Origin of the sequence: Paraburkholderia sp. GAS82 (genome assembly GCF_050436285.1) — a bacterium.
Taxonomy (GTDB): Bacteria; Pseudomonadota; Gammaproteobacteria; order Burkholderiales; family Burkholderiaceae; genus Paraburkholderia; species Paraburkholderia phenazinium_B.
Map to the genome: position 1 here is coordinate 787,658 of NZ_JBNDLX010000002.1, position 20,947 is coordinate 808,604.

At 60.6% G+C, this 20,947-nt stretch carries 18 protein-coding genes; 14 read left to right on the forward strand and 4 right to left on the reverse strand.

Features of this window, described 5'->3' with window-relative positions:
* Positions 1–104: 104 nt before the first annotated feature.
* From P3T17_RS09975 to P3T17_RS09995, 5 genes are read left to right on the forward strand one after another with little or no spacing between them, the layout of a single operon-like run.
* The gene (locus tag P3T17_RS09975) at positions 105–2,603 is read left to right on the forward strand and encodes an FHA domain-containing protein (protein ID WP_429406321.1); all 2,499 of its coding nucleotides are present in this window, start codon (positions 105–107) and stop codon (positions 2,601–2,603) included.
* Positions 2,581–3,954 carry an HlyD family efflux transporter periplasmic adaptor subunit gene (locus tag P3T17_RS09980; protein ID WP_074267203.1) on the forward strand — a complete coding sequence of 458 codons (1,374 nt, stop codon included), beginning with the start codon at positions 2,581–2,583 and terminating at the stop codon, positions 3,952–3,954. The genes P3T17_RS09975 and P3T17_RS09980 overlap by 23 nt, the downstream gene beginning before the upstream one ends.
* Before the next feature lie 43 nt (positions 3,955–3,997).
* On the forward strand, positions 3,998–4,750 hold the full coding sequence (locus tag P3T17_RS09985; RefSeq protein ID WP_429287204.1) for a peptidylprolyl isomerase: 753 nt from the start codon (positions 3,998–4,000) through the stop codon (positions 4,748–4,750).
* A gap of 34 nt (positions 4,751–4,784) precedes the next feature.
* On the forward strand, positions 4,785–7,844 hold the full coding sequence (locus tag P3T17_RS09990) for a peptidase domain-containing ABC transporter (RefSeq protein WP_429406323.1): 3,060 nt from the start codon (positions 4,785–4,787) through the stop codon (positions 7,842–7,844).
* Positions 7,841–9,133: a sigma-54 interaction domain-containing protein gene (locus tag P3T17_RS09995; RefSeq protein WP_429406325.1), complete on the forward strand. Its 1,293-nt coding sequence runs from the start codon at positions 7,841–7,843 to the stop codon at positions 9,131–9,133. Before P3T17_RS09990 ends, P3T17_RS09995 begins: the two co-directional genes overlap by 4 nt.
* A 25-nt stretch (positions 9,134–9,158) precedes the next feature.
* Here the strand turns inward: P3T17_RS09995 and P3T17_RS10000 are convergent, their stop codons facing one another.
* Entirely contained in the window at positions 9,159–9,929 is a 771-nt protein-coding gene (locus P3T17_RS10000; protein WP_074267207.1) for a PP2C family protein-serine/threonine phosphatase, read from the reverse strand.
* Positions 9,930–9,934: 5 nt separating this feature from the next.
* On the reverse strand, positions 9,935–10,225 hold the full coding sequence (locus P3T17_RS10005; protein WP_074267208.1) for a hypothetical protein: 291 nt from the start codon (positions 10,223–10,225) through the stop codon (positions 9,935–9,937).
* Between the two features lie 470 nt (positions 10,226–10,695).
* On the opposite strand from P3T17_RS10005, the gene P3T17_RS10010 reads away from it, so the two are divergent.
* Together P3T17_RS10010 and P3T17_RS10015 are read left to right on the forward strand one after the other, a co-directional pair.
* Complete coding sequence (locus tag P3T17_RS10010; RefSeq protein ID WP_429287202.1) at positions 10,696–11,226, forward strand: lecithin retinol acyltransferase family protein; 531 nt, start codon at positions 10,696–10,698, stop codon at positions 11,224–11,226.
* A gap of 73 nt (positions 11,227–11,299) precedes the next feature.
* A complete protein-coding gene (locus tag P3T17_RS10015; protein WP_429406327.1) occupies positions 11,300–11,548 on the forward strand; it encodes a hypothetical protein in 249 nt (82 codons plus the stop codon).
* 3 nt (positions 11,549–11,551) lie between these two features.
* Here P3T17_RS10015 and P3T17_RS10020 read toward each other — a convergent pair whose 3' ends face one another.
* Both P3T17_RS10020 and P3T17_RS10025 read right to left on the reverse strand, forming a co-directional pair.
* Complete coding sequence (locus tag P3T17_RS10020; RefSeq protein ID WP_429406328.1) at positions 11,552–12,871, reverse strand: peptidase; 1,320 nt, start codon at positions 12,869–12,871, stop codon at positions 11,552–11,554.
* A 57-nt stretch (positions 12,872–12,928) separates the two neighbouring features.
* Positions 12,929–13,588 carry an O-methyltransferase gene (locus P3T17_RS10025; RefSeq protein WP_429406330.1) on the reverse strand — a complete coding sequence of 220 codons (660 nt, stop codon included), beginning with the start codon at positions 13,586–13,588 and terminating at the stop codon, positions 12,929–12,931.
* Positions 13,589–13,684: 96 nt separating this feature from the next.
* On the opposite strand from P3T17_RS10025, the gene P3T17_RS10030 reads away from it, so the two are divergent.
* From P3T17_RS10030 to P3T17_RS10060, 7 genes are all read left to right on the forward strand, one after another.
* Positions 13,685–14,332, forward strand: a complete 648-nt coding sequence (locus P3T17_RS10030) for a TetR/AcrR family transcriptional regulator (protein ID WP_429406332.1) — start codon at positions 13,685–13,687, stop codon at positions 14,330–14,332.
* A 339-nt stretch (positions 14,333–14,671) separates the two neighbouring features.
* The gene (locus P3T17_RS10035) at positions 14,672–15,646 is read left to right on the forward strand and encodes an ABC transporter substrate-binding protein (protein WP_429406333.1); all 975 of its coding nucleotides are present in this window, start codon (positions 14,672–14,674) and stop codon (positions 15,644–15,646) included.
* A gap of 24 nt (positions 15,647–15,670) precedes the next feature.
* A complete protein-coding gene (locus P3T17_RS10040; RefSeq protein ID WP_074267214.1) occupies positions 15,671–16,696 on the forward strand; it encodes an amidohydrolase family protein in 1,026 nt (341 codons plus the stop codon).
* A 44-nt stretch (positions 16,697–16,740) separates the two neighbouring features.
* On the forward strand, positions 16,741–17,589 hold the full coding sequence (locus P3T17_RS10045) for an amidohydrolase family protein (RefSeq protein WP_429406335.1): 849 nt from the start codon (positions 16,741–16,743) through the stop codon (positions 17,587–17,589).
* A gap of 94 nt (positions 17,590–17,683) precedes the next feature.
* Complete coding sequence (locus P3T17_RS10050; protein WP_429406337.1) at positions 17,684–18,964, forward strand: MFS transporter; 1,281 nt, start codon at positions 17,684–17,686, stop codon at positions 18,962–18,964.
* A gap of 72 nt (positions 18,965–19,036) precedes the next feature.
* Positions 19,037–20,023, forward strand: a complete 987-nt coding sequence (locus tag P3T17_RS10055) for a protocatechuate 3,4-dioxygenase (RefSeq protein WP_429287193.1) — start codon at positions 19,037–19,039, stop codon at positions 20,021–20,023.
* A gap of 63 nt (positions 20,024–20,086) precedes the next feature.
* Positions 20,087–20,944 carry an HpcH/HpaI aldolase family protein gene (locus P3T17_RS10060; protein ID WP_429406339.1) on the forward strand — a complete coding sequence of 286 codons (858 nt, stop codon included), beginning with the start codon at positions 20,087–20,089 and terminating at the stop codon, positions 20,942–20,944.
* Positions 20,945–20,947: the final 3 nt, after the last annotated feature.

Consider the following 20,947-nt stretch of genomic DNA (forward strand, 5'->3'; position numbering starts at 1 on the left):
CGTCCGACGGTTCGTCGCGCCAAAGCATTCGCGCCGCGGGTTTCGCCGGCCTTTCGCTGAGTCATTCGTGGCGGCAGCGGATCAACGCTTCGTGATGAAGACAAATGAATCCCGGCGAGGCTCCAATTGCAGAGTTGAGGGTGACCCACGAGCGCGAGTTCGATGTGGTGCTTTCGCCTGTCTCGAACCCGGAGCTGGGGACGATCCGTATCGGCGATTGCCTGTTTGCGGTCGGCCGCGGTGAGTCTCCTTTTACCGGCTATCCTGACGAATTAATCTCTGCGTTGTCGCGCAGGCATGCCAGAGTCTTCGTCGAGCACGGTGTCGCTTATGTCGCCGATCTCGATAGCAAGAACGGCACGGCGGTCAACGGCACAAGCGTACGGCAGACGCCACACCGCCTGCGCGACGGGGACGAAGTCTGCTTTGGCGGTACGTTGTGCTATCGCGTGGGCATTCAATCACGTGCGCAGGTCGAGGCCTATACGGCACAGCCCGTCACCCTCACGCTCGTTCCCGAGCGCGGCGACCTTGGGCTTCAGCCTATCGAAGTCCACACCTTCCCGTTTCTCGTCAGCAAGATCGACGAACTGTTCTCACGCTACAAAACGCGCTATCCGCATCAGGTCAATTACATATCGCGGCGTCACGCTCACATTTTTCTGAACGCTGGCGTTCCCTGCATCGAGGATCTCGGCAGTACGAACGGTACCTTCATCGCCGGAAAGCGGCTCGAGGCATCGGCAGTTTCCCTACATGACGGCGATGTCCTTGCATTCGGCGGGGACCACTTCGTCTACAAGGTGCAATTGCAAAAGGCGTCCGACCTCGAGGCTACCGTGACCGCGATATCCGTTTCCGACCCTACCCAGTGTGAGCTGCTCGATACCGACAAGACCACCTTCGTCGGCGCCGCACATTCATTTCTCGAGATCTTTTGCGTCGATCAGGTCGCGCAGCGAGAGGATGAGGTCAACGAGGCGGTCTCCCACGTTCCACACGCAGCGGATCACGACGCACGAGCCGCGGACAGCCCGCGCAAATGGCGCGTGTTCGCTGCCGAGTGGATGCGCGTGTTCTCGGGCGGCGATCGCACCGCAATCCGACGCGGCGCGGCGTGGGGAATCGCGGGCCTGGTGCTGCTGCTGGTCGTGGCGATTACGCTCTATATGAGAGGCGCGTCGCAACGCGAGGTGAAGGCGCTGCTGGCGGAAGGCAACTATTCCAATGCCGTCAGGCTGGCGAACAAGGATCTCGAGCGTCATCCTGCCGATGCGCCGATGGAAGCTCTTGCAAGCGAAGCGCTGATGAAGGCCTCTGTGCCCGTATGGCTTTCGGCATTGCGCAGAGGTAATTTCGATCAGGCGGCGGCGACGCTCGCCGGTGCAAAGGACCAGGCCAGGCCCAACCCCGACGCGAGGCCGCTCGTCGATGAACTGGCATGGGTGGGGGATCTGGAACAGTTCGTCGTAGGCAGAGGGGGCTCGCAAGCGCCTATCCGGATGAATGCGGATGAGGACCGCATCACCCAACTCCTTGAGCGCTGGAACGCCGACCCGCAGGCACATCAACACGCGCTGGACCGTATTTCGTCATACGTGCCCGAATTCGCTGAGCCGTACGCGCTGGCGATGAGTCACCTGCGTGCGCTGCAGCGCGACAACTCTGTGTATCTGCCGGCGATCGCACGACTGAACGCGGCCATCGCCACTGAGTTGCCGCAAGGCAACTTCGACGCGCTGCGAGCGATGTTTAGCAACTACGCCGAGAAATACCCGCGTCTTGCCGGTCTTGATGCACTGCGAGCGGATCTTCAGCGATACGCCGCCCTCGCCGACGAGGCGCGTGCGCGCAAGCTCGGTCCCCTGCTGGCGCTGATGAAATCCGCGCACTTTGCGACGCCGCCGTTCCAGCAACAGTACCGGTCGTTCGCCGTGACGCAGCTTCCTTCTGATGCGGTGATACGTCAGCACGACCTCGTCGCCGCGGCGTGGCAGCGCGGCGACGGGCGGCAGGCGCTCGCCGGCTTGCAGTCGATGCCGCCTTCGCCATGGTCCGACGTACTCGCCCAGGAGCAGGCGCACAAGCAGGCTGTGTTCGATCAATTCGGTGCGCTGCAAAAAACGCGCGGCACGAAGGACTACGATCAGCAACTGCTGACCTTCTACGGCGCGCTGGACGCCACCGACGACGCCTGGTTCGTGCAGGCAATCGGCACCGACGTGTCTTCGATCCGCGACAAGGCGCTGGCCCGCGCGCAAGACGGGCTCACGCATGCGCAGGCCCTGTGGCGTCAATATCGTGAGAACGGTGCGATCGGGGGTACCCAGCGGCTCGAGTCAGGCATCTCCGCACAGTTTCGTAACCAGGCCAGAACGCTATCTGAAGCACAGTCGGTGGCTCAACAAGGAATGCGCATCTATACGCAGTTGCGCGCCGATCATTCCGGCGACTGGGACAGCCTGCTCGCCGCCATCAACGCCGAGGTGGAATTGCAGCGCCGTTCGCTGCAGGAGTTGCGCATGGTACTGGACCCGGATCTGTTGCGCGCAAAGCTCGCCCTGATCGGAGGCACCGGCAGTGAAGCGGGAAATTCACCTTAAACCGCTTGCCGAGGCGCTGGAAGATCACAGCGCCGAAGGCATCGCGATCCTGACCGCCGAGCCGGTGCGGTTGGCACGCGCGCTCGTGCTCCTCATGGTCGGGCTCGTGATCGCCGGTCTGCTCTGGTCGTTTTTCGGGCGCGCCGACGTGATCGTGAATGCGCAAGGCACGCTTGCGCCCGAGTCGGAGGTACGCCGCTTCTACGCGCCCATCGACGGCGAACTCGCGGACCTCTATGTGGCTGAAGGTCAACCGGTCTCGAAGGGGGACGTGCTGGCGCGCCTGAACGCCCGTGGTGCGATCGAGGCGGCGAGCAACGCCCTGCAGGCACAACTCAAACTCGAGGAAGCCGAGCGCGAGTGGCGCGAATTTCCCGAGAAGAAGGCGCTGATGGAGCGCAAGGCTGCGGCATTGAAGGAACAGATGGAAGTGGAGTCCAATCTGCACCAGAACCGCATGTCGGAGGGGACGACCAAGCTCGCCGAAGGGCAGCGGGCGCTGCTCGAAGAGGCGCGCAGCAATCTCGACAACGCGCGGCACGCACGCGATGCGGCACGCGACGAACAGGATAAATATGTGCGCCTGTTTGCGCAGCCGGGTGGTGGCGGTGTCGCGGAACTCCAGGTCGAAGCGAAGAAAAACGCCTATCAGGAGGCGGAAAACGCCTACCGTGTGGCGCAATCGAAACTCTCCGAGCTGGACTTCCAGTTGAGCCACGAATATGCACAGGCCAATGCACAACTCGCCACGAGCGGCGAGCAAGCCACCGACCTGCAGATTCAATACGATTCCGCGGTACGCGATATCGCCACGGCCGAGGACAAGGTGCGGCTGGAACTGCAGAGTGCCCGTCTCGTGGCGGACGCAGCCGCGCGGATTCGCTTCGAGAATATCGACAAGGACAACTTTCTTTTGATCGTCGCGCCGGTCTCTGGCGTCGTCACGGATGTGACCTCGACGCAACCCGGCGACAAGGTACAGGCCAACACGCCGCTCGGCGCGATCGCACCGCAGGATGCAAGGCCGGTGCTGAAGGTTGAGATTGCCGAACGCGATAGGGCCTTTCTGCATGAGGGTCAGTCCGTCAAGCTGAAGTTCAATGCGTTTCCGTATCAGCGCTATGGGTTGATCAACGGCACCCTGGAGTACATCTCGCCGGCGACGAAACCTTCCGCACAGGATAAACAACCGGTCTACGAAGGGCGGGTTGCACTCGAACAGAACTACTACCAGGTAGCAGGCAGCCGATACGCGTTGCGTTACGGCATGACCGCCAATGCCGAAATCGTCGTGCGCGAGCGGCGTCTGATCGATCTCGGCCTCGACCCGTTCAGGCAACTGGCCGGATGACGCATGTGCGGCACGCAGGCCCTTTCTTCAAGGAGCGGATGAGATGACCGCGATAGTGCGAATCGATGACGAAGTCGTGGACGTCGCCGAGTTCATACGTCTACTGAAACTGACCGGACAGTTCGAGAGCCTGATTGAAGGCGTCGTGCGAGAGAAGCTGACCGTCCACGCGGCGAGAAAGCAGGGCGTCCGGCTATCCGAGGACGAAATACAGCAGCGTGCCGATCAGTTTCGCCGGGTACGCGGCCTGCATCGAGCGACCGACATGAATCACTACCTCGACGCGCTTGGGGTGAGTCTCGACGAGTTCGAGCGCTTCATCACCGACGGCCTCTACCAGGAGAAGATGCTCGCCACGATCGGAGACCGGGTCGCAGTGGAAGAGTACTTCTCATTGAATTCGCCAAGGTTCGACGCGATCGAAGTCAGCCATGTCGTGCTGGACAGCGAGGGCAAAGCGCGCGAAATGATCTCAGTGCTGCGCGACGATCCCGACAGCTTCGCCGAGATGGCGCGCGAACACTCGATTGCCGAGACGCGAGAGCGCGGCGGCGTAATCGGCAAAGTGCTGCGCGGCTCGCTGAAGCCCGAGATCGAAGCGAAGATTTTCAATGCCGAAGCGGGTGACCTACTGGGGCCATTTGCGTCGCCTGACGGCTCCTGCTACGAGATTTTCGCGGTGACGGCGAAACATCCCGCAACGCTCGACGAGGATGTCGAGGCTGAAATCCAGCGCCTGCTGCGCGAAGAGTGGCTGATGGCGCGCGCCCAGGAACACGTGATCGAAGTGCGTTAGGCCCTGCGCTGGCAAGGTCGAGGTTCGCAAGCATATGGATGCACCACAGACAGCTTCGCCCGCGGTCGACTTCCTCTCGACGGTCGAGATTCTCTCGCCATTTTCGCGGGACGAACTCGAACGGCTGGCCGCGCACGCCGAGTCCCGGCATTTCGCGTTCGGCGAAACCGTATGCAATGCCGGCGAACCCGCGGACGGACTGTTTGTGATCAAGTCCGGCTCGGTGCGCATCTTTACCGAGGAACGGGGTAAAGAGATCAGCATGGGAGTACGCAAGACCGGCGAGATTTTTGCGGACATCGCGATGCTGCGCGACTATCTGCACGAGTCGTCGGTGCGTGCATCGGCGAAGACTGAACTGCTGTTTATTCCGCGTATCGCCATCGAGCCTGTGATCGCCGCCAACCCGGACGCGTTGGCGTTCGTGACGAGCTACGTCGCAATCAGCTCAGCCGGCGGATTTGTCACGCAACTGTTCGACTTACGCAGCAAACTGAACAAGGCCGAACTCGAAGAATGTGTGCGTAGCGTCGGTGCGAAACGGATGGGCGCGGACAAGGAGATCCTCAAGCAGGGCGCGCGGGAAGACCGCCGGCTCTATGTGGTCCGTCAGGGCGAGGTGCGCCTTGTGCGGCACGAAGAGGGCCGCGATTACGTGCTGGCGACGCTTCGGCAAGGCGAGATCTTCGGTGAGAAGGCCTGTTTGCTGCGCCAGGAGCAGATGGTCTCGGTCATTGCCAACACCGAGACCCGGCTTCTCGTCATCCCCGAGAAAACGGTGCACTTCATTCTGGAGCGCAACCCGAAGCTGCGCGAAGCGCTCGAAGAACGGATCCGCTTTGCGGAACGGGAGCTGGAAAGACAAAAGCGCGTCGAGCAGCGACGCAAGCACCCCGTGGTGCTCGACCTTCATACGAAACCGGAGTCCGGCGAAAAGGTGATCCGGCGTTTTCCGCTGGTCGAGCAGGCCGAGGAGATGGATTGCGGCGCGGCCTGTCTTGCGATGATCTGCAGGCACTACGGCATCTCGATGACGCTCGGCAAGCTGCGCGATCTGGCCAATGTGACGACCATGGGCGCGACACTGGACAGTCTGGCACGGGCTGGCGAATCGCTAGGATTTACCACACGGGGCGTTCAGTGCATCTATGAGTCGCTACGTAGCTTCGAGCTGCCCTTCATCGTGCATTGGGAGGGGTATCACTACATTGTCGTGTACGGAACCTCGAAGGAATGGGTGTGGATAGCCGACCCGGCGCTCGGCTTCAGGAAGCTGAGTGTGGAAGACTTCGAGCGCGGCTGGAGCGGCACCTGTCTGCTGTTTACGCCCGGACCCAACCTGGTGCAGATGGCGGCGTCACGTTCGCCGTGGATCCGCTTTGTCGGGTACCTGACTCCGTACCGGAAAATTCTCGCGCATCTCTTTCTGGCGACCTTCGTGATCCAGGTGCTCGGCGTAATTCCGCCTCTCATCATCCAGAACATTCTCGACGGTGTCGTCGTACACCAGAACGTCAGCCTGCTTGAACTGCTGATCGTAGGGCTGATCGTCTCCAGTGTGTTTTCACAACTCATGGCGACGGTGCGCGCCTATCTGGCGAATTTCATGGTGCGCAACATGGACTTCGCGATGATGTCGCAGTTCTTCAAGCATACGATGTCGCTGCCGTTTTCCTTCTTCGCCAGCCGCAAGACCGGCGACATCTTCGCGCGCTTTCAGGAGAACCAGACCATTCGCGCGTTCCTGACCGAATCGACGGTGACGACCGCGCTGAATCTGCTGATGGTGTTCATCTACTTTACGATCATGTTTGTCTACAACGTGAAGATGACGCTGGTTCTGATTGGCTTCGTCATTCCCATCGTTGCGCTGACCGCGCTCGCCACGCCGAAGATCAAACGTTACGCGCGCGAAGTATTCGCCGCATCGACGGATTCCAAAGCATTCCTGATGGAAGCGCTCGCCGGCGTCGAGACGATCAAGGGCATGGGTATGGAGCGTCCGGTTCGTCTCAGGTGGGAAAAGAAATACGCGAAGGCACTCGAAGTGCAGTACCGGTCGCAGGCGTTCAACATTCTGGTGGGCCTTGGCAGCCAGTTGCTGAACGCGGCAACGACCATCGCGATCCTGTGGGTAGGTGCGAATCTCGTGCTCGCTCGTGAACTGACCATCGGTCAGTTGATCGCCTTCAATGCGTTCATGGGCAGTGTGCTAGGCCCATTGATGGGCCTGGTCAGCCTGTGGAGCATGCTCAACGACGCGGGCGTCGCCATGGAACGGCTAGGCGATGTGCTCGATATCGAGCCCGAACAGAAGCCTGAAGATCTGGCCGCGCGTGTGATCCTGCCTGATCTCCAGGGCGAAATCAGCCTGAGCGGTGTGTATTTCCGCTACGGTGGCAGCGAAAACGAATACGTGCTCGAGAACATCAGCTTCGATATCAAGCCGGGCGAGCTCGTGGCGATCGTCGGCCGCAGCGGCTCGGGCAAGACGACGCTCGCCAAGCTGCTGGTCGGTTTTTACGGCCCCAACGAGGGCAAGATGACGGTCGACGGCTACGACCTCAACGTGATCGACAAGGTGTGTTATCGCGGGCAGATCGGCTATGTTATGCAGACCAATCTGCTGTTTTCCGGGACGATCGCAGACAACATCGCGAGCGGCGACGATGCGCCAGACCGGCGCCGCATCGAGGAGGTCGCAAAGATGGCGGACGCGCACGCGTTCATCAGCAAGATGCCGCTCGGCTACGAACAGGTGGTGGGCGAGCGCGGTATCGGACTGTCGGGCGGCCAGATCCAGCGCTTGTGCATTGCGCGGGCGCTTTACCACGACCCGAAACTGCTAGTGTTCGACGAAGCCACCTCGGCGCTCGATACGCAGTCCGAAAGCAATATTCTCGGCAATATGCACGACATTCTGAAAGGGCGTACCGCGGTCATCATCGCGCACCGCCTGAGTACGATCATGCGCGCCGACAAGATTCTCGTGCTGTACGAAGGCGCTATCGCCGAGCAGGGGCGTCACGAGGAACTGGTTCAGCGCAAGGGGATGTACTACCAGCTCGTACAGAAACAGTTGAGTGCCGGATGAAGATACTTGACCAGACCGAAGACCCGAGTCCCGCCATCTCTTACGCCGGCTTGATCGAGAAGATCGAAATCCTGCGTTCGATGTTGCGCTGGGCATCCAGGCTCGAGCGCGCCGACATCGAAAAAGTGCTCCGGCAGGCGAGCGTACTGCGTGACGAGGTGATGCAGCTGTCGCACAAGGAGCGCTTCGTGCAGGCCGTGGCGGAGCCCGCGCGCGTTGAACTGTCGCGCGGCGCACGGCGCGAGGCGTTGCTGGCGCGCAGCTTCATTTTCGAGGGGACATTCGGCGACAATCCACAACTGCTCGAAGCGCTCGAAATCGCGGAGAAGGCGGCACCCACTGAGTTACCCGTGTTGATCGACGGCGAGAGCGGTACCGGCAAGGAACTGATGGCGAAGGTGATTCACGCAAACGGCAGCCGTGCGGACAAGCCGTTTATCTCGGTCAATTGCGGTGCGATTCCCGAGAACCTGCTGGAGTCCGAACTGTTTGGTCATCGGAAAGGGGCGTTTACAGGTGCGTCGAGCGACCGGAAGGGCAAGTTCGAAAGCGCGCACACGGGGACGATTTTTCTCGACGAGATTGGCGAGTTGCCGCTGGCGGGCCAGGTCAAGCTGTTGCGCGTGCTGGAAGCGCATGAAATCCAACGCGTGGGTTCGGACGAGACGATTGCGGTCGACACGCGCATTGTCGCGGCGACCAACCGCAACCTGCGGCGCCTGAGCGAAGAAGGCAAATTTCGCGAGGACCTGTTTTACCGGCTCAGCGTGATACACATCACCTTGCCGCCCCTGCGCGAACGGCGCGACGAGATCCCGCTGCTGCTTGCGTACTTCAGCGACGAAGCGGCCGGCATCCTGAAGCGCCGTCCAGTTCGAATGACACCACGGTTGCGCGATTTCCTGCTGACCTATCCCTATCCCGGCAATATTCGCGAACTGCGCAACGTCATCTACCGGATCTCGTGCCTCGCAGGCGATACGGCGGATGTCGAGCATCTGCCAGTGGATGTACGACCCAGTTCAGCGTCGCCCTCCGCATCCGCCGTAAGCGTGGTGCCGAATCTGATGTCGCTCGGTGATGCCAAACGTGCAGCCAGCGACGAGGCGGAGAAAGTATTCCTCGAACGCGGTCTTCAGGAAGTGGGCGGCACCGTTGCCGAACTGGCGCGGCGCGTCGACATGAACCGCTCTCATCTGCAAATGCTGCTCAAGAAGCACGGACTGCATTCAAAAGACTTCCGTCATCGCAACGGCCAGACGCATGACAAGGAGCCGGGCAGCAGTTGAGCAGCAACGGCCTCAAGGTTGCACGCTAGGGTGTGGGATTCAGGAGGGTTTTGTCGGCGGCGGAGGGGTCTTCGGCACGGACCACGACAGCGGTGATGTTGTCGCGGCCGCCGCGCGTAAGGGCAGCTGCAATCAAGGCCTCGCAGGCAGCGTCGCAATCGGCCGCGATCAACGCGGCCTGCATCTGCTGCGCACTCAATTCGTTACTTAACCCATCGCTGCACAGCAGGAACATGTCACCGTCGGCTACGGCCAGCGTGTTGGTGTCGAATTCGAGCTGATCGGTGGCGCCCACCGCGCGGGTGATCACGTGCTGGGCCGGATGATTGACCGCTTCTTCCTCAGTGAGAAGTCCAAGCGCCTTGAGCTCCTCAATCTGGCTATGATCCCGGGTCAGTTGCCGCAAATGGCCATCGCGGTACAGATACAGCCGGCTGTCGCCCGCCCACAGATAGCCGCAGTAGCTATCGCATGCGAACAGCGCAACGACTGTACTGCCGATCACGGATACCTGCCGTCTTGCGGCTTCCTGCCTCAGCCGTTGATTGACCGTCAGCAGGCGTTTGCGCGCGTCCGCGAGGTAGCGGGCAATCGTATCGGGCGCAGACAGACGGCTTAGCGCGTCGACGATCAAGCCGCTCGCGAGGTCGCCGACGGCATGGCCTCCCATGCCATCGGCGACTGCCCAGCAGGCGCGCTCCGGCTGCTGCAGGCAGGCGTCCTCATTGTGTTCGCGGACCCGGCCCACATCCGAGCGGGCCGCCGATACCCATCTGAATTGACTGGTACACGTCACGGTATTTACGCCGCATGGTTCGTGCTGCGTTCGTCGGGAGAAGCATTGATGTTCGCACCCGTTCCGGTGTTGTTGACATTGATTGACTGGAACTGGTTGATCATCTGTCCAGCATAGAAGTTGTTGGTGGTCTGGTACAGGTTGGCGACAACCGGGCCGGCGCTCGGCGTACTTGGCGTGAACGGCTGTATCCAGCCGTATAGCCACGGGGCGCCGTCTCCGCCGCGGATCATCGCCATTGCCTTGTGGTCAAGCGCGAAGCTGTCTGGAAGGTCGTGGATCGTAATGGAAGCCATGTCGAGTCTCCGGAGTGGTCGCCGACTCGCGACCGCGGTTCATGGGGCAGATGACCGATACGGTGCAAGTAACGTGCTAGCTTTGCGGCGCTTTGTGCGCATGCCGGTAAGCCTTTGATTGCGCGGGAATTGTTCGTTAGTCCTCGCGTGGTGCGGAGCGCGCGGCACAGCGAAATGTGGGGGCCTCGCCAACACCGGTGGATGCAGCTGTGTCGGCGACCCAACACATCGGGCGGACGCTGTGGAATGCTTCGGGCTCCTGATATGGCGGGCAGCCTCCAACAGTTCGGCACGACGAGTGTTGGCCAGACGCTGACATAGTAACCTCGGTCACTTTCGAAAATTCTCCGATTCCGTAGGGAAATCAATGGCTTGAATGCTCTGGTCCGGTTGATGCAAGAGAGCTTGCAACAGTGTTGGATATGTGTGCAAGCGTCGCTTGCGGGAACCCGGAAACACAGAGGCGAGCCATGAACAGCAAACAACAAGACGTCCGTAGCGAACGGCAACGCGTAATGCGTAGCGCGGCTGGCGCCTCGTCGGACCTTCCGTTCGTTGACGAATGCGACATACCGCTTGGCGCGCATCTCGTGACGAGCCGTGGTGGCTACGAACACCACGGCATCTACGCAGGCGCAGGCAAGGTCGTTCACTACGCGGGGTTTGCCGCCGGCCACTGCCGCGGGCCCGTCGTCGAAGTCACGCTGGACCGTTTTGCCGCCGGTAGCGCGATTGCAATCCGCCTTCATCCCTGTGCGCAATACATGGGCGCGGAGGCCGTTTTGCGGGCCCGTTCGCGCCTGGGCGAAAACCGCTATCGCCTGTTGACGAACAATTGCGAGCACTTTTGTGCGTGGTGCCTGTCCGGCGAGAGTCGCAGCCAGCAGGTCGAGACTTGCCTCACGCATCCGCGTGCGGGGCTGCATGTATTGGCGAGCCTTTTCAAGGCCCTCGTCGCAGCCGAATTGAAGGGTGCCTATTCGGGCGCCCGTGTCGCCTGATGACCGTTCCGTTCACAGAACTTAGGGTTGCGAACGACGGGCTGTAGGGCCTCAAGCTTCGAAGGAGAATGACATGTATGCCGCCGAAAAGTCTTTGCGTTGGATCGTCGATAAGTGGCTCGCACCCACCCCCACGATGCCGGCACGCGTCACCCGTCTTTGTCGTGCGGGTTCGCGTCGTGGGTGTGTGGTGTGCGTCGAGACATCGCGTCCCGGAGGTGTACTCTCGATCGTCTTCTTTCGTCATGACGACGGTTCGTGGAATGTGTTTCCTCCAGTGGCCGAGCGTCCGGCGATGAACGGCTACAGGCGGGCTGCGTGAGCTTCAGCGCTGCTGTCGAAAAATCCATTCACGAATCGGCTCAATCGTGTATGCGATACGCCAGGTGTTTCGATGTCCGCTGGCCCCTGCCGACGACTCGCCCGGCGGAATGACGGTGCCTTTGCGGAACGTCACGTAATTGATTGAGCTACCTTCGGCGTCGATCTTTTCAAAAGCGGCCTGAAATTCCTGAGCCGTCCACGTTCCATCCCACACCGCGCGGCTAATCCTGGCGCCGTTCTTCTTCAGTTCCTCAGTGATGGCGTTTTGCCCCGGGTACGCTTTGTCGTCGTCCTGTGAGACCAGAATCCAAAGCTTCTGTCGGGCCATCGGCTTCACGCGCGCGGGATCCCATTGGCCGGCAACGAGGAACGAGGCAGCAAAGAATTCGGGGTACTTGATATCCATCGCGATGGACATCATGCAACCACCCGACTGGCCGGTGGTGTAGAGCCGCTTGCGATCGATGCTGTACTGACTCGCCAACGACTTGATGAGATCGATGGTGGTGTCGAGCATGCTGGACGTACGCGAATCGTCGTCGGCGATGATTTCGGCAAACTGCGGCGCCAGCACGAAACAAGGACGCGTGGCCTGATCCTCGGGGCTTGCCCACGAGACGGCACCCAGTCCTTGGAACAGCGTGGTACGCGTGACGTCGCTAGTTGCGCCTGCATCGTGCATGAAGAGCACCAGCGGATAGGATTTGCTCGCGTCATAGTCCTTCGGCACAAACAGGTTGTACCGGAGCATCTTGCCGGTGTTCGGGTCGTGGAATTCCCTTTGATGGAAGTCGTCGACGATCAGGTTCTTGACCTTTGTCGTTGCCAGCGAGCGCCCGCCTGACATCATGATCGATGCCTCGGCGCGCTTGTAAACGGTGTCGTAGTGCGGGATATCGCCGGCCTTTCCTGGACCGCCACCACCGGGACCGCCACCGCTGCCGCCAATCGGTGGTGGCATAACGCCTTCTCCTTGAACCTTCTCGGCGAGGGTGGCATTTGTGTCGTCGGGCGAAAGAGTCACGATAGCGAAACGGCCGGTCTCTACACGGTCTGCCGGATCGGCGCTCGTGCTGGTGAACACGCCTGTAACGGTTCGGCCTTCGACGCGGAAGTCCGCAGCGGACAGGTCCGCACCCTTGACCGGTGTGTCATATTCCACCGCAACTGCGCTTAGACGAATACCGTCGCCGAAAACCTGCGTGATCGCCGTAGCGCGCCTCGCATGCGGCGCGCTGTTGCTTGCAACAGCCGGTACGCTGACTGCGAGAATCACTCCCACACCTGCAGTCATGATCAGAAAGTCTCTACGTGTTTGCAACTTCATGCTCCTTCAACACCCTATGCGCTGCATACACCCCAGCCTGCCGACGATCGCTCACTCGACCTTCAACGCGAGTTCCGTGCCGCGCTTGATCGGCAGCGTGATGGAGATGAAACCGTTCTTCGGGTCGCGGATATAGTCGAGGAAATCCGGCTCGGCGTTATCGTTCAGGATATAACCGCCGACCCGCAACTGCGGTGCGACGAGTTCGACGACCTGACGGGCGAGCGAAGGGCCTTCGGCAACAGGCCAGCCATCGATCAGCGCGAAGTCGATCGGTCCGCCGAGGTCGCGCAGCGTCTCGCGTGCGTCGCCGACGCGGATATCGGCGTATTCGGCCAACCCCGCATCGTCGAGATTGCGACGCGCGACTTCCACCTTCGCCGGAACAAACTCCGAACCGATGACGAGGCCGCCACCGTTATCGCGCACGGCTGCCGCAAAATAGATAGCGGACATGCCGATTGACGTGGCGAAGTCCACCACCCGCTTTGCGCCGAGGCCTCTGCACAGCAGGTAGATCAGATCGCCCTGGTCGGGGTGGATGGAAAACCCATAATCCGCGAACGCTTCGGGGTCCTTGCCGACCGGACCGTCGAAGGCCTCGCGTGGCGGGAAACGGCGCGAAGCGTTCATACGCGCAATGACTTCAAGGACGCGAGGATCCCGGATGGGACTCGGTCCGGTTGCTTGAGGAACGGTGACCTGTGCCATGCTTACTCTCCTTGCTAGTTCGAACGACATTTCGGTACTATCAGAGTACCATATATAAACGACACGGTTGTTTCAATGGAAAGGCAGGAGAAGGAAGTGGAAATCACCAAAGAGAAACCGTCTGCGAGACGCGGGCGGCCGAAGGTGATCGGGGAGACGCAGCGGCGCCAGTCCATCGTGACGGCAGCGCATGAGGCCTTCGTCGAACTGGGGTTCGCACGAACGACGACGGCCGTCGTTGCGACGAGGGCCAAAGTGTCAAAGCGCTCCATCTACGAGGTCTTCCGTGACAAGACCGAACTGTTTGCGGCCGTTGTCGGCGCGAACCAGCATCTGATCCTCGATCTGCCGAGGCCTCAGGATGAGACCTTGCCGATCCTCGAAACGCTGATCAAAATTTTCCGTCTGGACATCGACGACGAAGCCGAACGTGCGCGGGAGGCGATTCTTAACCTGATCGTTCGGGAGTCCGTGCAGTTTCCGGAACTATCTGACTACCTGTACGAACATAAGATCATTCGTTCGCGCGAAAAGTTGATCGAATGGCTGCAACGGGAGGCTGAGCGCGGACGGATGACGATCGCGGATCCGCTGCTGTGTGCAGGCATGCTGATGGACATCGTCTTCGGTGCGCTTCTGCCTCGCAGACGGTTGTTGCAGGCGGTGGACAGGGCGCGCAGAACGCAGGACATCAAGAAGCGGCTTGAGATATTCCTGCGCGGCATTGGATTCGATGCGCCGTAGGCTTACGGTAATCACAGTGTTCCATCAACCGCCGACCGTCTTGTGAAATAGCCCGCAAGCGGCACCGTCTCCGCTGACCTTCGCCATACCCGGGTGGGGCGCACAAGCCCACGGCGCGCGCGTCCCGCCTTCCTCGGCCCATCAACAAAAGTGCCATTGAATCTGATTTTTGTGTAGGGACGCGGGGCTCATCCTCCCATATTCTCACCCCATCGAGACGATCCGTCCGGCGCTGGAGCCTTCATTCAGCTGTCTGCGACGATCAATCCGCAAATGTCTTTGCATGGGACCGGACCAAGCGCTGAAGCGCCAACTCCGGCCGAAACATTGGAGAGGAAGTTGACCAGAAAAGTCCCGCTCAAGATCGCTATCGCTGAGCACCCGCACACGTCGGCCATCCGTAACGGATCCATTCCCATTGAGGGCGTGGACGCCGAGTTCATCACCGTTCAGCCGCAAATTGGCGCTTTCCGCCGCATGGTGCGCGACGTCGAATTCGACGTCTGCGAACTGGCGCCGACTACTTACATCATCGCTCGTGCCTATGGCGCGCCGTTTGTCGGCTTGCCGATCTTTGTGGTGCGGCGCTTTCACCATGGCGGGCTGCTAGTACGACCCGATGCAGGGATCAACACCCCCATGGACCTGGAAGGAAAGAAGGTCGGCGTACGCGCCTACTCGGTCACGACCGGCGTGTGGACGCGTCAGGTGCTGATCGATGAATTCGGCCTCGATTCATCCAAGGTGACCTGGGTGGTCGACGACGAAGAGCATGTCACGCAGCTCAAGTTGCCGTCGAATGTGATCCATGCTCCTGCGGGCAGCTCGCTGGCGGAAATGATGGCTTCGGGTGAATTGTCGGCGGGTTTTGCCGCCGCCGCGGGTATCGGCCGCACCGGTGCCCCCACGGGTGGATGGAAGGAAGTCGAGGCTGACTACCCGGATCTGCTGCCCAATGCGACCGAGCTCGAGACCGAGTACTACGCTCGCACGGGGGTTTATCCGATGCACGGCACGATCGTCGTCAAGGACTCGGTGCTTGCCGAGAATCCGTGGATCGCCAGGTCGATTTACGACGCTTTCGCTCAGGCGAAAAAGGAATGGCTGGCGCGACTCGACTCGGGCGACGCCACGAGCGCCAGCGACAAGAAGTACCTTCAACTGCGCAAGATCGTCGGACACGATCCGCTGCCGTACGGTCTGCAAGAAAACCTCAAGACGATCGAAACGCTGGAGGCCACCGCGTTCAAGCAAGGTCTCACGCCACGCCGCATGTCCATCAACGAACTGTTTGTGGACCCGCTGGCTCGTTGACCTCAAGACCCGAACGGAAAAAACATGATCATCGATTGCCACGGTCACTTCACAACCGTACCCGCATCATTTCGCGCCTGGCGCGCCAGGCAGGTCGAGTTTGCCAACAACCCGGCCAACGCCCCGTCGCGTGACGGCGCTTTTGTCAGCGACGACGAGATTCGCGAAGCGATCGGCAATGGCCAGCTCAAGCTGCAACGCGAACGCGGCAGCGACCTGACGCTGTTTTCGCCGATCGCCGGTTTGATGAGCCACCATCTCGGCAACGAGCGCACCAGTCTGGAGTGGGCCGAGGTATCGAACGACCTCGTGTATCGCGTGACCGAACTCTACCCGGACAACTTCGCGCCGGTATGCCAGTTGCCGCAATCGCCGGGTGCTGCGCCCGCGAATTCGATTCCCGAGTTGCGCCGTTGCGTCGAGCAACTGGGCTTCGTTGGCTGCAATCTGAATCCCGATCCGACCGGCGGCTACTGGACCGGCAAGCCGATGACCGATCGCGAGTGGTACCCACTTTACGAAGCGCTCGTCGATCTGGATGTGCCCGCAATGATCCACGTGGCCGCTTCGTGCAATCCGTGCTTCCATGGCACGGGCGCGCATTACCTGAATGCGGATACGTCGGTGTTTATGCAGATCCTGCAATCCGATCTGTTCAAGGACTTCCCGACGCTGCGTCTGGTGATTCCGCATGGCGGCGGCGCAGTGCCGTATCACTGGGGCCGTTATCGCGGCATGTCGCTCGAGATGCGCGATCGTCCACTCGAAGGACTGCTCCACAACATCTTCTTCGACTCATGCGTGTATCACAAGCCCGGTGTCGAGTTGCTGACCAAGGTGATTCCCGCCGACAACGTGCTGTTCGGTTCGGAAATGATCGGCGCAGTGCGTGGCAAGGATCCGGCAACCGATCAGTACTTCGACGACACCAAGCGCTACATCGACGCTTGCACGGCGCTGTCGGACGAGGACCGCTACAAGATCTTCGAAGGCAATGCGCGTCGCGTTTATCCGCGTCTCGATGCACGCCTTAAAGCGCGCGGCAAGTGACACCGGCGCGAGCCGTATGCAATGAGCAGAGTACAGAGGCAATCATGACTTCCATTGTTGATATTCACCCACACATCATTTCCGACGACGAAACCCGCTATCCGCCTGCGCCGCTGTTCGGCAAGCGCTCGGACTGGTCGCAGGAACGTCCCACGACCGTTGAAACCTTGATCGCGGCCATGGACGAAGCCGGCGTCGCCAAGGCTGCTGTGGTGCATTCTTCTACCACTTACGGTTTCGATAACAGCTACGTTGTAGACGGTTGCGCGAAGTATGCGGACCGCCTGGTGGCCATCGGCTCCGTTGACGTCTTGCAACCGGACGCACCGGGGCGCATCCGGGAATGGGTCGGGCGCGGTCTCGCGGGTCTGCGTCTCTTTACCGGCGGCAGCACCAAGGAGTTCGACCCGAGCGAGCTCGACGATCCGCGCTCATTTCCCGCATGGGAGCTGTGCGGTGACCTGGGCTTGCCGATGTGCATCCAGACCGGCCCGATCGGCCTGCCGCAAGTCACGGCGATGGCGAAGCGCTTCCCGAACGTCGCGATCGTCCTCGATCACCTGGGACGACCGGAGGTTGCCGACGGCGCACCCTATGCGGCAGCGCAAAGCCTGTTCGACCTTGCGCCGCTTTCGAACATCTACCTGAAGCTCACGCCGCGCATCTTTGGCGACGTGAAGAAGGAGAAGGCCAGCGCCGAAACGTTCTTCCCGCGTGTGGTGGAAGCCTTCGGCGCAAAGCGGATGGCTTGGGGCTCGAATTATCCGACTTCGACGGGCACGCTGCCGGAAATCCTCGCGAAGGCCCAGGCGGGTCTGGCGTGCCTGAGCGACGAAGATCGTGCGTGGATCTTCGGCAGGACTGCGCAGCAACTGTATCCGGCCCTGGCCTGAGGCTGCTTCGCATCTGTGCGGGCTACCCGTGATGTTCAAGGCCAGATCGGTTAGTGCGCACGCAGAACCAATCACACTAAAGAGAAACAAGCAGATGGAGACAAGCAAACCTGCACGCCCCGGGACCGCGAATCGCTGGGCCATACTCGCGCTCCTTGCGATCGGTGTTCTGATTTCTTTTGTCGATCGCACCAGCATTTCTTCCACGCTGGCGGACGCAGGCTTCGTTCAACATTTTGCGCTGACCGATGTCGATCGCGGCTGGATCAACTCGGCCTTCTTCTGGTCGTATGGTGTGTTTCAGGTGCCGATGGGCTGGGTCGCCGACCGCTACGGCGTGAAATGGCCGTACGCGGTCAGCTTCGCGCTGTGGTGCCTCGCCACCGCGTTGATGGGTGCGGTGACGGCGCTCGCGAGTCTGGTGGTCATGCGTCTGATCATTGGCATGGCCGAGGCCATAGTGATTCCTGCGAGCTACCGCTGGATTCGCAACAACTTCGGTGAGAGCCAGAACGGTCTTGCGGTAGGCATTCTGGCGATGGGAAACAAGTTCGGTCCCGCACTCGGTGCGCCGGTCGGCGCGTGGTTCCTCGTCAACTATTCCTGGCAGGTCATGTTTATAGCGACCGGTCTGGTTGGCCTGCTATGGCTGGCTCCGTGGTTGTTGATGGTCCGCAACGACCTGCCATCGAAAGCAGAACTGACCGTGGCGAATCGCAGTGCGCGCACGGTTGGCCTTAGCAGCATTCTGGCCAGCCCAGTCGTGTGGGGCGGCATGATCACCAATTTTTGCTACGGCTACTTCACGTTTTATTGCATGACGTGGATGCCTGCTTATCTGGTCGAGCAACGCAGCCTGTCGATTTCGCGCTCCGGACTCTTCACATTCTTTAGCTTCGCCGGGATTGCGATTGTCGCGGCAGTCGCGGGGTGGGCAGCGGACCGGATCATCGCCCGTGGCGGCAACCCGATTCGGGTGCGCAAGGCGTTCACCATTGCGGGCTTCGGCGGCGGATGCACGGTGCTGCTTGGCGCCTATGCGCACACGCTGAATATGGCGCTTTTCTGGAATGTGCTCTCGCTATCGCTGCTTGGACTCGCCACTGCGAACAACCTTGTCTTGTCGCGCCTGACCTTGATTCCCAGGCAGGCAATCGGCCTGGTGACTGGCGTGCAACAGGTCGCTACCAGTCTCGCGGGCGGTGTAGCGGCAAGCTTGTCGGGCTGGCTTCTCCATGTCAGCGGAAGTTATGACCTGCCGATGCTGGTGATCCTGGTCTTCCTGCTGATCGGCGCGTTGGCCACGGCGACTCTGTTTCGTCCCGAGTGGGCGCCCAAGGTAACCGAAGCGCACGGATCGCTGCGGCGAGCCTAGAAATCAAGGTGCGGCCGCAACAGCAGAAATAGCCGGCTTTGTTGAACACATTAATTTACTGAGAAATCCTAAATGGCGAAGATTGTATTCGGGATGGCGGTGCCGCATAGCGGCATGCTGGGTCAGGCGCCGGAGGACTGGCTCAAGAACGGGGAACGCGACCGCAACAATCCGGAATTGTGGTTTCGCAATCAGACCTGGACTTATCCTGAGCTGGAAGCGCACCGCGGAGCAGCGTTCGAGAAATTCCTGACGCTTGAGGAACGTACTGCGCGCGCCGCACGCTGCCGTAGCGCGCTTGACGAGATGGCTGCTGCTTATCGCGACGCCAATATCGATGTCGCGATCATCCTGGGCAAGGACCAGAAGGAGATCTTCACGGACTTCTCCCCTTCGATCGCCATCTACAGTGGCGAAGAAGTGCACAACGGTCCGCCGCAGCGCGCCGTCTACGCTCCGGATCATCACGTCACGCACAAGTGTCATCCGAAGCTGGCCGCCTATCTGATTGAACACTTCCAGGGCGAAGGTTTCGATCTGACCGATCTCTTTGCATGGCCGGACAACGTGTGGATGAAGCCGTTGCCCGAATATCCGGTGGTGCCGCATGCGTACAGCTTCGTGTATCACCAGATCATGGGAGATAACCCGCCGCCGCACGTGCCGATCATCATGAATTGCTTCTATCCGCCAACGCAGCCGTCCATGTCGCGCTGCATCGAATTTGGCCGGGTACTGCGCGATGCAATTACGGCGTGGCCTGAGGATGTACGGGTCGGCATTTTTGCTTCGGGTGGCCTGTCGCACTTCGTCAATGACGAGGAATTCGATCACAACATCATGAAGATGCTGGCCGGTTACGACTACGACGGCCTCGCTGCGGTAGATAACCGCTCGTACCAGTCGGGCACTTCGGAAATCAAACTCTACGTCAGCGTGATGAAAGCGGTGCAGGAAACGGGCGCAGAGATGACGCTGGTGGACTACGTGCCCTGCTGGCGCACACCAGCCGGTACGGGTGAGGGTATGGGATTCATGTACTGGAAAGCGGCTGACTGATCTGGCTGGATGCAACCACTCAGTGCAGTCACTTAGGTACCCAATCAACGAGAGAGAAACACCATGAGCGATACCCGTCTGAACAGCATCATTCGCGCCTTCGAATCCGGCAAGCCCGCTTTCGCCGCGTTTTCAAAACTGGACAAGCAGAACGCCATCGAGATGAGCGACGCGCCGTACGACGGCCTCATCTTCGAGATGGAGCACAACCCCTACGACGTATCGGCGCTGGGTGATGCGTTGCAATACATGCTGAGCCGCAAGCAGATCGCCGAGTCTGGCTCGGTTGCGCCGCGTGTCACCCCGATTGCGCGTATTCCGGCCAACGGTGCGGAGATGAACCAGTCGTTCGCCAAGCAGGTGCTCGATCGTGGCGCTTATGGCGTGGTATGGCCGCATGTGTCGACCGTGGAGCAGGCCTATAACGCCGTGGCATCGTGCCGATATGCGCGACCCAAGGGTGCACCGCTGTATGAGCCAAAGGGCATCCGCGGCGACGGCCCGGCTAACGCGGCGCGCTACTGGGGTTTGAGCATGGCGGATTACTACAGGAAGGCCGACGTGTGGCCGTTGGCCCCGGAAGGCGAAATTCTGGTCGGCCTCATGTGTGAAAGCACCGAGGCGATTGAAAACCTCGACGACATTCTCGCGAACGTGCCGGGTATCGGTTTCATCCTGATCGGCGAGGGCGATCTTAGCCAGCAGCTGGGCCATCCGCGCGATTACGAGCATCCGGTCGTGGTCGACGCAATGCGCCAGATCGTCGAGACGTGCCACAAGCACAACGTCGTGGTTGGCAATCCGCACGTCAATGCGAAGAACCATAAGCGCCTGCTCGAAGAAGGCTATCGCTTCCTGATCTCGGCTCCGCTGAAGAGCTACGGCGTGGTCGGCATGGCGCGCGAGATGGCGGGGTACTAAACA

What these genes read in the sequence shown, in the direction of transcription:
- P3T17_RS09975 (WP_429406321.1), top strand. Translation starts at nt 105, where the DNA reads ATGAATCCCGGCGAGGCTCCAATTGCAGAGTTGAGGGTGACCCACGAG.
- P3T17_RS09985 (WP_429287204.1), top strand. Translation starts at nt 3,998, where the DNA reads ATGACCGCGATAGTGCGAATCGATGACGAAGTCGTGGACGTCGCCGAG.
- P3T17_RS09990 (WP_429406323.1), top strand. Translation starts at nt 4,785, where the DNA reads ATGGATGCACCACAGACAGCTTCGCCCGCGGTCGACTTCCTCTCGACG.
- P3T17_RS09995 (WP_429406325.1), top strand. Translation starts at nt 7,841, where the DNA reads ATGAAGATACTTGACCAGACCGAAGACCCGAGTCCCGCCATCTCTTAC.
- P3T17_RS10005 (WP_074267208.1), bottom strand. Translation starts at nt 10,225, where the DNA reads ATGGCTTCCATTACGATCCACGACCTTCCAGACAGCTTCGCGCTTGAC.
- P3T17_RS10010 (WP_429287202.1), top strand. Translation starts at nt 10,696, where the DNA reads ATGAACAGCAAACAACAAGACGTCCGTAGCGAACGGCAACGCGTAATG.
- P3T17_RS10015 (WP_429406327.1), top strand. Translation starts at nt 11,300, where the DNA reads ATGTATGCCGCCGAAAAGTCTTTGCGTTGGATCGTCGATAAGTGGCTC.
- P3T17_RS10025 (WP_429406330.1), bottom strand. Translation starts at nt 13,588, where the DNA reads ATGGCACAGGTCACCGTTCCTCAAGCAACCGGACCGAGTCCCATCCGG.
- P3T17_RS10040 (WP_074267214.1), top strand. Translation starts at nt 15,671, where the DNA reads ATGATCATCGATTGCCACGGTCACTTCACAACCGTACCCGCATCATTT.
- P3T17_RS10045 (WP_429406335.1), top strand. Translation starts at nt 16,741, where the DNA reads ATGACTTCCATTGTTGATATTCACCCACACATCATTTCCGACGACGAA.
- P3T17_RS10050 (WP_429406337.1), top strand. Translation starts at nt 17,684, where the DNA reads ATGGAGACAAGCAAACCTGCACGCCCCGGGACCGCGAATCGCTGGGCC.
- P3T17_RS10055 (WP_429287193.1), top strand. Translation starts at nt 19,037, where the DNA reads ATGGCGAAGATTGTATTCGGGATGGCGGTGCCGCATAGCGGCATGCTG.
- P3T17_RS10060 (WP_429406339.1), top strand. Translation starts at nt 20,087, where the DNA reads ATGAGCGATACCCGTCTGAACAGCATCATTCGCGCCTTCGAATCCGGC.